Source organism: Massilia sp. CT11-137 (genome assembly GCF_047302885.1).
GTDB lineage: Bacteria > Pseudomonadota > Gammaproteobacteria > Burkholderiales > Burkholderiaceae_D > Telluria > Telluria orientalis.
Genome location: NZ_JBKYMP010000002.1, coordinates 2,447,103 through 2,460,577, shown reverse-complemented (window position 1 = coordinate 2,460,577; position 13,475 = coordinate 2,447,103). Strand labels below are relative to the sequence as shown.

At 62.6% G+C, this 13,475-nt stretch carries 8 protein-coding genes; 2 read left to right on the top strand and 6 right to left on the bottom strand.

What is annotated here, in order from left to right; genetic code table 11:
• Positions 1-97 precede the first annotated feature (97 nt).
• On the bottom strand, positions 98-3,214 hold the full coding sequence (locus ACEN98_RS27645) for a TonB-dependent receptor (RefSeq protein WP_413388094.1): 3,117 nt from the start codon (positions 3,212-3,214) through the stop codon (positions 98-100).
• A gap of 414 nt (positions 3,215-3,628) precedes the next feature.
• On the opposite strand from ACEN98_RS27645, the gene ACEN98_RS27640 reads away from it, so the two are divergent.
• Both ACEN98_RS27640 and ACEN98_RS27635 read left to right on the top strand, forming a co-directional pair.
• Positions 3,629-3,979, top strand: a complete 351-nt coding sequence (locus tag ACEN98_RS27640; protein ID WP_413388093.1) for a hypothetical protein — start codon at positions 3,629-3,631, stop codon at positions 3,977-3,979.
• A gap of 39 nt (positions 3,980-4,018) precedes the next feature.
• Entirely contained in the window at positions 4,019-4,291 is a 273-nt protein-coding gene (locus tag ACEN98_RS27635) for a DUF692 family multinuclear iron-containing protein (protein WP_413388092.1), read from the top strand.
• A 315-nt stretch (positions 4,292-4,606) separates the two neighbouring features.
• Here the strand turns inward: ACEN98_RS27635 and ACEN98_RS27630 are convergent, their stop codons facing one another.
• From ACEN98_RS27630 to ACEN98_RS27610, 5 genes are all read right to left on the bottom strand, one after another.
• A complete protein-coding gene (locus ACEN98_RS27630) occupies positions 4,607-6,949 on the bottom strand; it encodes a TIM-barrel domain-containing protein (protein WP_413388091.1) in 2,343 nt (780 codons plus the stop codon).
• A 470-nt stretch (positions 6,950-7,419) separates the two neighbouring features.
• Positions 7,420-8,496, bottom strand: coding sequence for a type VI immunity family protein (locus ACEN98_RS27625; protein ID WP_413388090.1), 1,077 nt, complete (start codon positions 8,494-8,496; stop codon positions 7,420-7,422).
• Between the two features lie 9 nt (positions 8,497-8,505).
• Entirely contained in the window at positions 8,506-9,231 is a 726-nt protein-coding gene (locus ACEN98_RS27620) for a VRR-NUC domain-containing protein (protein WP_413388089.1), read from the bottom strand.
• The gene (locus ACEN98_RS27615; protein ID WP_413388088.1) at positions 9,228-9,803 is read right to left on the bottom strand and encodes a PAAR domain-containing protein; all 576 of its coding nucleotides are present in this window, start codon (positions 9,801-9,803) and stop codon (positions 9,228-9,230) included. Before ACEN98_RS27615 ends, ACEN98_RS27620 begins: the two co-directional genes overlap by 4 nt.
• A 226-nt stretch (positions 9,804-10,029) precedes the next feature.
• Entirely contained in the window at positions 10,030-13,062 is a 3,033-nt protein-coding gene (locus ACEN98_RS27610) for a TonB-dependent receptor (protein ID WP_413388087.1), read from the bottom strand.
• Positions 13,063-13,475 lie beyond the last annotated feature (413 nt).

Here is a 13,475-nt window from a genome sequence, read left to right as displayed (position 1 = left end):
CGGAAACTGCGAAATAAAAAAGGAGCGGCCGGAGACACGGCCGCTCCATGAATACCGGACCGCCAGCAAAACGGCCCGGGGAGACGCAACTAAGTGATCAGAACGAGGTACGCAGGGACATGGTGTAGCTGCGGCCCGGCTTGTTCTCGTCGAAGATCGCGTTGGAGAACGCCGTGTAGTTCTGGCTCTTCGCGTTGTTCAGGTTCCAGACGCTGAGCGTCAGGTCCGCGTTGTAGCCGAAGCCGAACACCTTCTGCAGGTTGATGCCGGCCGACATGTCGACCTGCGAGCGCCCCGTCGAATACGCATACACGCCATTGCCCAGCCCCGTGTTCGTGTTGCTGATCAGGCTAGCCTGGTACTGGCGCGATACGCGCAGGTTCAGGCCGTCCTTCTCGTAGTACACGGTCAGGTTGTTGGTACGCGGCGGGACGCCGGCCACCGGCGGTGCGCCCGCGGCTTCATCCTTCTGCTTCGTGTACGTGAAGTTGCCCGTGAAGCCGAAGCCTTTCACCGGCAGCATGTCCAGCGGCTGCTGCCACGTGAATTCCAGGCCGCGTACCTTCAGCTTGGAGTCGATCATGTACGGCTCGGTGATGATCACGTGCTTCTTGTCGCGGCCGCCGGCAGCGTCCACGGCCGCCTGCTGCGCGTCCGTCAGGCCCACCGTGCCGTAGATCTTGTCCAGGTCGGACAACGTGTAGTCGATCTGGCGCTGGCCCGGGCGGCTCACGATGTCCTTGGCGAAGCCGGACAGCGCGACATAGCCTTCGCGGCTGAAATACCATTCCAGGCCCGCGTCCAGGTTGTTGGCCTTGAACGGCTTCAGGTTCGGGTTCGTCACGTTACCCTGGTTCACGCCCTGGTCGCCGATCGAGAGCTGGGTCTGGTGCAGGTCCGCCGGGTTGGCGCGCGTGAGCGACTTGGAGCCGGACAGGCGCGCGATCACGTTCTTCGTCAGGTTGTACGACAGGTTAAACGACGGCAGGATGTTGTGGTACTTGGTCGATTCGTACACCCAGGTCTGCATGTCCGGGTAGCGGCCGCCCTGTTGCAGGCCCTGCGCGGCGTTGCGCGGGTCGGGCGTGTTGACCGGGGCGCCGATCGTCTGCTCCGTCGTCGCGTAGCGCACGCCGGCGTTGTAGCGCAGCGTGCGGCCGAACACGGGGAAGCGGCCATTGGTCGAGACGTAGAATGCCGACACCTTCTCGCGCAGGTAGCCGCCGTTGGTCGTCGGCGCGGCGAAGAACAGGTTACGGTAGTGCTGGTAGTTGGTGTCCTGGGCAAACTTGTCCCAGTCGATCGTGATGAAGCCGTGATCGCTCTTGTGGACGTACTTCGCCAGGTCGCCGTTCGTGACCGCGGAGCCCAGGTAGGTCAGCGGCGCCGTCTGGCCCTGCGTGTAGCCCGTGCCGTAGCCGGGATAGGTGCCGGCGGGGATCGGGCCCGGCGCGAAGCGGCCGTCGCACTGGCCTTGCAGCGCCCGGTCCGGCTGGATGAACTGGTAGCTGGTCTGGTTGCCGCAGGTGTAGTTCATCCACGCGTCGGCGTTGCCGTAGTCCGTGTAGCGGCGCGTGATGTCGTCGAACGAGCCGCCCACCTTGATCGCGAACGTGTCGTCGCCCCAGTTCAGGTTCAGGCGCGAGCCCTTCGTCGTGTTGCGGCGCTGGTAGATGTCGCCGCGCAGGCCGGAGAGGCCCTGGCCCGGCTGGTACCAGCCGAACTTGTTCGGGTCGTTGATGTCGATGTTGCTCGACATGACCGGAATCTGTCCGGGCGTCGAGTTGTCGTACTTGACGACGGTCGGCGCCGACTGCGTCGCCACCAGCACGGTCGGCATGTCGCGGTAGAACTCGCTGTCCGTGTAGTTGACGTGGCCGTCGATGGTCAGGCGGTCGGACGCGTGCCACTCGAAGCCCGGATTGATGCTGCGGAAGTGCGTGTTTTCCTTCATCGGGCGGAATTCCAGGCCCCAGAAGGTATTCGCCAGCGTGCCGCCCGTGATCGTGCAATAGGCCGAGCAGTCGGTGCGGTCGAACGTCAGGCCGATCGGGATCGGGGTATTGGCGCGCATGCCGGCGGCCATGTCTTCCTGCTGCATCTTGTTGCCCTTTTGGGCGAAGATCAGGTCCGTGTAGACCATCCAGTCCTCGTTCGGCTGCCACTGGAAGCTCAGCGTCTCGCCGCGGCGGCGGCGCTCGCCGTCGTACACCAGGTAGCGCGGCAGGCGGCCCATCAGGCCGTTGTCGATCTGCTGGATCGTCGCGCCCGGGTTCAGCGCCAGCAGCATCGCGCGGTCGATCGGCGCGCCCGGCTTCAGCACGGCCTGCGCGTACGCCGGCAGGGACGACAGGTCCATGCCGCTGGGGACGGTGGTCGGGCTGTTGAAGTAGTCGCCGCCGATCGAGGCCGGGTCGGAGGCGTTGCGCTGGTCCGCATTCAGGCGGAACGTGCGCATGTCGACGGTCTGGAACACGTCGGTGTGGTATTTCGTGTTACCCCAGGCGAAGCCGAACAGCGCGCCGACCTTGCCGAAGCGCGTGTTCCACGTGTTGCTGACGAGGGCCGACCCCGTGTTGCCCCACTTGCCGTCCTTGTCGCGGTAGTTGCCGCTGGCCGTGAACGCCGAACGGAAGCCGTTCTTGTCGAACGGGCGCACGCTGCGCATGTTGACGGTACCGGCCACGCCGCCTTCGCTGATGTCGGCCTGCTGGCTCTTGTACACGGTCGCGCTGCGGAACAGTTCGGACGGCAGGAAGTCCATGTCCACTTCGCGGTTGGCGCTGATGTTGCCGCCCCAGCTGCCGGCCGAAGCGGACGCCATCGGGGCGCCGTTCAGCAGCACGCGGGTGAACGCCGGCCCCATGCCGCGGATCGAGATGTTCATGCCTTCGCCGTCGATCGACGCGCGGGTCACGGTGACGCCCGGCACGCGCGACAGCGCGTCGGCGATGTTCGGGTCGGGGAATTTGCCCATGTCCTCGGAGAACACGGTGTCGGTGAGGCCGTTGTTCTCGCGCTTCTCCAGCGCGGACAATGCCAGCGAGCTGCGGTAGCCCGTCACGGTAACGGTCGGGGCGCTGCCCTGCGCCTTCAGTTCGGTGTTGTCCTGCGCCCAGGCGCTGGACACGAGGCCGGCCAGGACGGTCAGTGCAAACGCGTTGCGGCAATACGGTGTCTTGCGCCGGGCGGCGCTGTTCCAGTGGTGCATCATTTGTCTCCTCTCTCTTCTTCTCTGGTGGCCTTGAGGCCTTTTTGGTCTTGCGGTGAGATGGTCGGTGCAGCGTTCATTTTCCGGTAACGGTTCTCCTTGTTCGGTATTTTTTGCGCTCGCCCTAACACAAAATGTTAAACGCTAACATTTTTGGCCACGGTACGAACTGCGCCGGACTATCGATGAAAACACCCTATAAAGGTTGTTATTCAAGTACGACGTCTGACATGTAGGTACCATACTTGAGTAAATATCATCGAACCAATAAATTTTTTCTCGTCATCGATACTCGAATTCATATCGCTCGCCTCATAGACGGGGACGCTCCCTCTGAGATTTGCTATCCGCTACCACAAATTGCGTGTTAGGGGTGTTATGCGATAACAACACATAGGATGTCTGACCTTATTCAGGTTGCATGCATCACATGGGTTTGGGTTCAAATGTGTCGTAATTCCCCGTCGACGCATTGCCGGGGATTCCATCGCCATCGCCGCCCCCGGCATCGCGAGCCCGTCGCATGCCGCCGGCAAGGACCAGGAACAGCCGGGCCGCTGCTACGGCATCAACGCCTGCAAGGGCGAGCGCCTGTGTGCCACGGCGAAGAACGGTTGCAAGGGCCGGAACCAGTGCAAGGGCCAGGGCGTGATCGCCAAGACGCCGACGGAATGCATGGCGCCCGGCGGCACGCCGACCGAAAAAGAACAGGTCGTCACCGAAGAAGCGCAGGGCGGGCTCCGCGAGCCCGCGCGAACGCCGGCGTGACGCGACCGTTACCACGCACACCGATCGAATGAGCGAGCCATGTCAAGCGCCCGAAGGCGCTCGTCGGCGCGGGCGATCCCCCGTATGGGTCGGATCACCTCTCGTGGTCGCGCACCGGCCGTTTCAACTTGCACGGGCTGCGGCCTGCCGCTGGACGTGAACGACGTGCACGTCAGCGCCGCGAATCGCGGTTTCGATCCTTTCGCTTATCTCGACGGCATCCCCGCGCAGCACGTGCGCCAGGGTCCATCTCGCGGGCCACAGCCGGAGCAACCCGCCGCGCGCATGGACGCTGGATGCCTTCCCGGATAACCCGGACCTGCGCGAACTGGCGTGGATCGAGTGGTCGCTGACGACGGCCTTCGTCGCGCGCGCCTGCGCGTGCTTGCGGCGCCGGGTTTCGAAGCGTTGCAGTTCGCCCGCGCCGAAGGGAGCTCCGGCGCGCTGTGCACGCGGCTCGCCGACTGGGCCTGGTCTGGGCGGCGCTGCTGGTGCCGCTGATTGCGAAGGGAGGTGGAGACTGGTCGCTGGACCGGATGACTGGGGGTTGGCAGGCTCGGGGAGCCCACCGTACGGCTGCGTCGAATTCGCATGGTGGGCACCCTGTGCCCACCATGCGTCACGCGATTATTTACCTACGACTTTCACGATGCTCGACAGGTTCTTCGCCAGGTTCGCATCGCCACCGCGGGCCTCGAGCTTGCCGGCACCGTCGTTCCACTGCAGACGGGTCGTCGTGCCCTTGCCCTTCTCGTAATCGTACGACACGCCGTCGTCGTCATACAGGTCGAAGGACGCGTCGCGGCCCGGGTAGACCTTGATCGACGCGATACCCTGCTTCGTCGCGGTCGACTGGATGTCGGTGCCGAACGGGACGATCGAGCCGGCCTTCACGAACACCGGGATCTGCGAGATCGGTGCGGCGACCTTGACCCACTGGCCGCCGGCGAGCTTCTCGTCGGTCCAGAAGTTGTACCAGTCGGTGCCGGCCGGCAGATAGACGTTCTTCTCCGTCTGGCCCTGCTCCGTCACCGGCGCCACCAGGAACGCCGGGCCGAACATGTACTGCGTGCCGATGTTGGCGACGTTCGGGTCGTTCGGGAAGTCCATCCACAGGGCGCGCATGAACGGTGCGCCCGTGTCGTGCGTGAACTTGGCCTGGCTGTAGATGTACGGGATCAGCTGGTAGCGCAGCGTGTCGTAGCGGGCCAGGATGGTTTCCGCCTGCTTGCCGAAGGACCAGATGTCCGTGTGCTTGTGCTGGCCGTGCAGGCGCAGCGTGGGCAGGAACGTACCGTACTGGAACCAGCGGGTCAGCAGCTCCGGATAGTCGTCGTTCTGGCCGACGACGTCGCGCGCATCCGACGGATCGAGCAGCGGCGGCTTGGTGCCGTCGCTCTTGCCCGGGATGCCCTGCCAGCCGCCGATGTCGTTACCCCACAGCGCGATGCCGGAAGCCGTCATGTTCAGGCCCGTCGGGATCTGGCGCTGCAGCGCTTCCCACGTCGCGTTCACGTCCGAGGACCAGAACAGCGCGCCCGTGCGCTGCGAGCCGAGGTAGGCGGCGCGCGACAGGATCAGCACGCGCTTGTTCGGCTTCCACGTGCGCATGTTGTCGGCGAAGCCTTCCACGTGCAGCAGCGGGAACAGGTTGTGGTAACGGTCGCCCGAGCCGATCGAATAGAAGTAGCCGTCCGGGACGAGGTCCGGTTCGGTCTCGTCCAGCCACGGGTAGTCAAAGCCGTGCGACAGAATGTTGTCGCGCGACTTCTCCCAGAACCACTGGCGCGCTTTCGGATTGGTCGCGTCGATCAGGCCGCCGGTGCGGTCCGAACGGAACGGCAGGCCGTCGACGGTCTTGCCGTCCTTGTCCTTCAGCAGATAGCCCTTCGCATCCAGCTCGTTGAAGTAGCGGCCCGCCGTTTCATAGCGCGGCCAGATCGAGACGATCGACTGCATGCCCATGTCGTGCAGCTGCTTGTTCATGCCGTCCGGGTCCGGGAACTCGGCCGGGTTGATGTCCATCTGGCCCATGCGGGTCCAGTAGAACCAGTCGACGACCATCACGTCGAGCGGGTATTTTTTCTGGCGATAGGTGTTCGCGACGCGCAGCACTTCCTGCTGGCTGTCGTAGCGCGCCTTCGACTGGATCAGGCCGAACGCGGCCTTCGGCGGGATCGGCGTCTTGCCGGTCAGGCGCGCGTAGCCCGAGTAGATCTCGTCGCTGGTCTTGCCGGTGATGACGAAGAACGACACGCGCTCGCCCACGTTCGACTGGAAGCTCGTGCGCCCGTGGATGCCCGCGTTAAAGCGCGTGACCGACGGGTTGTCCCACACGATGCCGTAGCCCTTCGACGACACCATGAACGGCACGCAGACGGATTCGCCGGTCGGCGCGTCGTACCAGTGCTTGCACTCGAGCGTGCGGCCGCGCAGGTCCAGGGGACCCGTCGATTCCTGGTTCTGGCCCATGCCGTAGTAATGCTCGTCGCGGGCGGCGGCAAACGACGCGCCGACCTGGTAGGTCTTCTCGCCGTTGACGGTCTGCGGCGACATCTCCCAGCCCTGCATCTCGAGGATCTGCTCGCCCTTGGCGTTCTTGACCTGCAGGCCCACCGGCGCCAGCGACGGCGCGAAGTATTTCTCGGGCTGGCTCGGCGTGCGCGCCGGCGGCGCCGCGTTCACGTGCACGGTCATGCCATTGGAGGTGAACGTGTCGCCGTCCTGGCCCGCGGCGTGGCGGAACGCGCCGTTGTCCGCGTTCTTCTTCAGGATGCCGTAGCCCGGCCCCTTGAGGACTTCGTCCTTGTCGACGGCGATCGTCACGTGGACGATGTTCGGGCCATACGCTTCCACCGACACCCAGGCACCGTTACGGTCCAGGGTGGTCAGCGGAGCGGCGAAGGCCGCGGGTACGAAGGCAAGCGCCGATGTTAGCGCAATCAGCGTGCGGTGCAGGGTAAGTCTCATCCAGTCCTCTATCGCAGGGGGTGAATCGGGCGACGCGTTCGCGGGCGGCGGCGATGGGCCGGAGAGGCTGTCATTACGGGCCGTATGACCCGTGGCCCGCGCGTGGCGGGCGGTTTCGGACGTCTCCTCGGCACATTACCTGCCGGGAGCGGCGGCGTGCGCGTTATAGTTGAACTGTTATTGTCGCTGTTAGCGGTCACATACGCAATCGCTAAAAACGCCGGAAAGGGATAAAAATCTGCTTGAACCGCATTGCTATACGCTACCATAACGCGTTGATCGCGACACCTCAGCACATTGGGATGGCAGTTGCCCGGCGCGCCCTGGCAGCAAGGCGCGGCACGATCATTCCCATCTGTCTCAGTGTCGGCGCGAGCAAGGCCTCGTCACGGATGCCCGGCACCGTCGCGATACTGCCGGGGGCAGACCGCACCAGCCGCGCGGTGGCGCAACAATGGAGCGCATGGCCCTTACAGCCTGTCCGGCAACGTCGTGGATGGCGTGAGCTTAGGTTCGTCGAGAAGCTGGGCTTTATAAACCATAAGTTCGCTTTCGTCGATGTCGAATCGTTTCAGCCATTGTTCGGCTCCCCACCCTGTCAGACGGGGTTCGCCATTCTTTGACGCATAATGCAAATCGACTTTTGGCGCGCGCACCGATTGAAAGAGCTTGTTCGGCAACACGAGACAAGCTGGCTTCGGCTGGTCGGTCGGCGCTGCCTCGGGCTTGGGTCCGGCCTGGATCACGAGACCGGCACCGTAGTTATAGAGCGCGAACCAGTCCATTGGCAGTTCGGAGCGAATCGTCCCCAGTCCACCAACTTTCTCGACCATATCCTGGCTGACGGCCGTCAGCCAGGATATGGTCTTGATTCCTTGGTGCGCGGTACGGGAAGCGTCAATGGGCTGGCCAACATCGAGTCCATTCAGCTTTTCGGAAAGATATGCTTCGAAAGGCTGATTTTCGTCTTCTCGTACCACCGATACGACCAGACCATAGCCGGCGTAACCGTGAATGGCGTTCAGACGTCGTGCAAAGTTCACGAACATGGTCTGAAAGTCAGCCGGGTGTTCCTCGACATATAGCAGGGGCATGCTGAAACGCAGAGACGAAGTCCCGCGCACAATCATTTTCGCTTCCCAGCCGCGTCGACCAAACACCTGGAATTCCCACTCACCTGCTTCGTGCGGCTGTTCGCCGCTGATGTATGTGAAACTGACCAGGTCGTCTTCATCCATGCGCTTCATCATGGCGCGCATGGGCTTGGATTTTAAGTACGCAATTTTGTCCGGGCCTTCCGGCGGTTCGGCTCGCCAAAGCCAAGTTAAATGTTTTTTCGCAACTACTTCATACTCGTCAAAGCAAGCACAAATCGCTTCACGCACCTCCGGAACGTGCGCGTCGTTAAAGAACAGCGTCCCGGTCACGGCGGGCATACTCCCCACGTAGGTTTGTGCGCCTTGCTTCGTCAACAGACCGCCGGGAATGCGCATTTTTTCGGGATGCTCTCGCATCAATTCAACCGGATCGAAAGGTAAATCGGACATGGTGTTTCCTTATAAAGCCGGCGCTGGCACAGGCGGAGGCCGCTTGGTAAAAAGGGTGTACAAAATTCCGGCAATACTTGCTGCCGCACCTAGCTGTTCGACCGGAACCTTCGGCGGATCGGGATCAGGCTGATCACAGTCGCATTCTTCTGGCCCCATAACCACTACCTTCTTATCGTCACCGGCAATGTGTATGTACGCATCTTCCTGAGGCTTGGTAATTGTATCCGGCGGGAACTTTATCTCGACAACTTGTTTGATGTTGTCCTGAGTCGGAGGCTTACTGGGATCGTTTACGATAACGACGTCGGGCCGGCGAATATAGCCCTTCCCAGCCTTGAATCCGGGCCGCGTGTTGCCGTCTCCGTCCGGAATATGCCAATACTTCTTGATCCAGCCAGGCAGCCAATCATGTGCTCTCGTTTCGATCTCGCTATGCATTATTGGCGCCGGGGGCTCCTTCGTCATGTCGTAGTTCACCTCAGGTTTATACGGGCTCAGGTGTTTTAGGAGAGCGTCGAGGCTATTTAGTCGTCCAGACACGCACGATTGCTTCAGCGATCGGCCATCCTTGCCGACACCAGGCGTGTCTTTGCACTTGCATATGGCCGAGCACAAGACTTTCTTATCGACGTAATCGAGCTTGACACGATTGATATTAACAACTGTCGTTGTGCCGTCTCGCGACATACCGCCGGTAGCCAGTGGTGGAGTTGGTTTCGTGGGCTCGGTCATTGCTGCCCCAGAAGTTCCAAAGCCAATGCTTCGTTGACGTCACGCTCTACCCACTGCGTAAAACCGTCGGCGTCGGTCGTTCCTTCGAGATACTGGCCGCTCGTAGAACGCAGACGTACCCGCTCTCCTGCGACAGGCTCCCCGGTAGAGCGATCCACGACCTGGAAACGGCCGCGAAACCGGTGCTCCTCTTTACCCACCGCTTCATCCTGATAGCCAGCAGCCTTGGTCTCACCGACACTCCCAAAGCCTTTTGGAAGCGCGCCGCCGGCTGCGGACTCGGCAGCCCCCTGCCCGGCCCCACCCGACGGCTCGGTCAGCGTCATCATCTGACTGGATATCAACGTGGCGCCGCAGGCAACCTTGCAGCCGTGATAGGCAACGGCATGGCCGTCATCGATCAGGCTCGGGTCGCCCTGACTGATCGGGAACACCCCTTTGCAACGCGGACACGACACCATGTCGCCGACGCGCGCCCACCCCTTCCCCATCGTGTCGCAAGTGGGTGAGCACGTGATGACTGTGCCGCCATGGCTGGTCTTATCGCCGAGAACGATCAATGGCTGGCTCATCGCCCCTCCTGAGTGATTAGATCGAAATGCCGGGGCGAATGTTAGCAGCGCAGCAATTCCGAAGGCTCACCAAATGTCACGCAGGAAAATTTTCGCGACACATCGCACAGCCCACAGGTCAGGGGGTTGAGCTACTTCAAAGCCGACAAAGCCAAAAACGAAACGGGCCACCCCGCAGGGTAGCCCGGCATCCCACGCGACGCGGAAGCGCCGCGTCAGCAACTCATCAGAACTTGTAGCGCGCGCCCAGCATGTAGCGCGGGCCGCCGGTCGTGACCTGCAGCACCTGCTGGTCGCTGCGGCCGTGCGTGCGCTGGGTCGAGTCGGTCAGGTTGATCGCCTCGAGCGACACGGACAGGTTCTTGTTGACGTTGTAGCCGATCGACAGGTCGGTCTGGCCGTACGGCTCGACGTACTGCGGGTTCGGCTTGCCATTGTCGGCCACGTTCGCCAGGAACTCGCCGCGCCAGTTGTAGGCCAGGCGCACCGACCACTTGTCGTCCTCGTAGATACCGACCAGGTTGGCCGAGTTCGACAGGCCGACCAGCGCGAACTGGTTACCCGTGCCCAGGTTGTCGTACTTGAGGTCCGACTTCACGTACGTGTAGTTCGCCTGGAAGCCGAGGCCGTTGCTGAACATGTGCTGCCAGTTGACTTCCGCACCCTTCAGCGAGGCCTTCTTCTGGTTGATGTACGTTGTGATCTGGTACGGCAGCGCCGGGTCGCCCGGCACGCCCGTGATCGTGCCGGTGTAGTGCCCTTCCCCGTTGATGCCCTTCGACGTCACGCCCGGCTGGCCGTTGAAGTTCTTCAGGATGTAGTCGCGCATGCAGTTCGTGTCGGTCGCCACGCAGCCCGACGCGATCGCAGCCTTCCAGTAGGCGCCGCCCACCGGCGTCAGCGCCGTCGGCGACGGCGACGTGACGACGGTCTGGCCCGCGTAGTCGGACAGGTCCTTGTGGAACAGGCCCAGCGACACCATGCTCTGCTTCGTGTAGTACCACTCGGTCGACAGGTCCAGGTTCTTCGACTTCACCGGCGTCAGCGCCGGGTTGCCGCTGCTGCCCGTCACGCCCGTCACGCCCGCCGTCGAGCTGTACGTGGTACCGCCCTGGATCTGGTCGTAGCGCGGACGGCCGATCGACACGCCGTAGCTCGCGCGCACCTTCAGGTCGGAACGCACGTCCATGTCCCAGTCCACGGTCGGCAGGAAGTTGCTGTACTTGCCATGCTGGGTCTGGAAGACCTGGTTGCCGAAGTCCACCGGCAGTTCGTTCTGCGAGATCCAGCGCACGCCGACCGGCAGCTTGGCGAGACCGGTCGACGCGACGTCGGTCTTCTCGTAGCGGAAGCCGATACCGGTGTGCATCGGCAGCGCGGTATCCCAGTCGGTGTTGAACTGCATGTACAACGCCTTGGTCTTCTCGATCGTCGTGCGGTCGAAACTCGGGTTCGCGAGGCTCGGGGTGTAGCCGGCCTGGTCGCCCGTGACCTTGATCGCGTTGTCGCGCACCTTGGCGAAGTCGAACAGCATGAACTGGTTGTACAGGCGCGGATCGCCCGAGCCACCCAGCTTGCTGAAGTACTGGCTGATGGTGTCGGCATGCCACAGGCTCTGGTCATAGTCGACGCCCGCGTTGTTCGACGTGCCGCCCGCCCACGTGTCGCGCTGCACCTGCTGGAACACGGAATGGTTGTTGACCTTCGTGTGCGACAGGCCGAAGTTCAGGTTCGACGATTCGAACAGCTTCAGGCTGCCGCCGGCCTGGATCTGGTCGATCTTCATCTTGTTCAGGCCGTCCTGGAACCACGAACCGGACACCTGGTTCGGCGAGGCCTGGTAGTTGGCGCCGCCCGGGATGACGAGGATCGGCATCTCCTGCGTGAAGTCGACGCCGGTCGTGTTGCGGCTGAAGGTGACGGTCGCGAGGTCGTTGTTCGAACCGAACGGGCTGTCCTTCTCGGCCTTGGCCTGCGAGTGGTGCATGTCCAGCGACAGGCGCAGGGCCGGCGAGGCGCGCCACTGCGTGTTGAAGCCGATCGAGTCCAGGGTCGACTTGGTGGCGAAGTTACCGCCGTTCATCGCCAGATCCTGGTTCTTCACCTGCTCTTCATAATAGATCGGCGACGCGAGCGGACCGTTGGTCCAGCTGCTGGTCTGGGCGTTCAGCGGGTGATTGAACCAGACCGACAGTTCGTGGTACTTGGTCTGGATCTTGTTCTGCGCGTACGTGTAGTCCAGCGTGGTCGTCAGTTCCTTGACCGGGCGGAACTGGAACGTCAGCTGGCCGTTGGTACGCTGGCGCTGCGAGCCGCGCACGAAGTACGACAGGTTCTGCGGCGTCAGGTAGATGTCGGACGCCTTCGGCGGATTCGTCACGCCGGCGCCGTTCGCGGGGATCGGACCCGGGTCGTCGCTGACGGTGTTGCCCTTGTACGGGCCGAGCCAGCCGTTGGTGATGGCCGCTTGGTTCACGCCCAGGTTGCGCGACTGGTAGCTGCCGGTGACGGCGAGGCCGAACATGCCGTCGTTCCACGTGGTGCTGTACAGGCCCGAGACTTCCGGCGTGACCTTCTTGCCGGCGTCGATACCCGGCAGGTTGTTGTTTGACTTGTCGTACACACCCTTGACGCCGATGCTGGCCTGGCTGCCCAGGTCGAGCGGACGGCCGGTCATGATGTTCAGCGTGGCGCCGATGCCGCCCGGGGGCGTGTCGGCGCGTGCGCTCTTGTACACCTGGATCTGCGACACGGCTTCCGAAGCGAGGTTCGAAAAGTCGAATGCGCGGCCGGCCTGGTCGGCCAGGCTGGCGGTCGGCATCTGGCGGCCGTTCAGCAGCACGACGTTCAGGTCGGGGCCGACGCCGCGCACGGTGACGTTGGCGCCCTCGCCGCGCGAACGGTCGATGGACACGCCGGAAATGCGCTGCAGCGATTCGGCGAGGTTGGTGTCGGGGAATTTGCCGATGTCGTCGGCGACGATGCCGTCGACGATACCATCGGAGTTACGCTTCAGGTTCAGCGTGGACTGCATGCTGGCGCGGATACCCTTCACGACGACGGTGTTCGTCGCGACGCCCTGCACCGGCGCGGTGACGGCCGGGTCGTTGGGCGATGCGACGCCATTGGAAGCACCATTGCTCGCGTCCTGTGCGAACGCCGGTGCGACCAGGGCGGCGCAGGCGCTCGCAACGGCGAGGCTGATCAGGCGGTGCCTGGTGTTCAGGTGGTGGGTAAAGACCCTCTTGGTGTGCAGCACTGTGTCTCCTCTCGTCTCTCGAAAAAAACGCCGCGCCCGCCGGGCGGCGACGTCCGTGGTGGTGGTACTACTCCTCGCGTACCCGCTTCATGGATTGACTCTTTGGTCACTGATAGCGGACATCATTTGTTTAAGATTAAGAACAATACTTCCATTGGTCAATCGGTCGAACCAACTGTTTGCACGGTCGAGAGGCGCCCGCGCACCAGTTTGGGCGGTGGTTATTCGTGAGAATGATGCATTACGTAACGTACGTATGGCCATGTCCGGTTTTTGTTCAAGAAATCGATTTCATAAATAAATCAATCACTTCGTTCGGAACCGCGACAAAGCGCATCCCGTTATACTTTTCACCAACCGACAGCGCGGGAGTTATGATTATGCATAATGCATGACCAACAAAATTTTCCAAT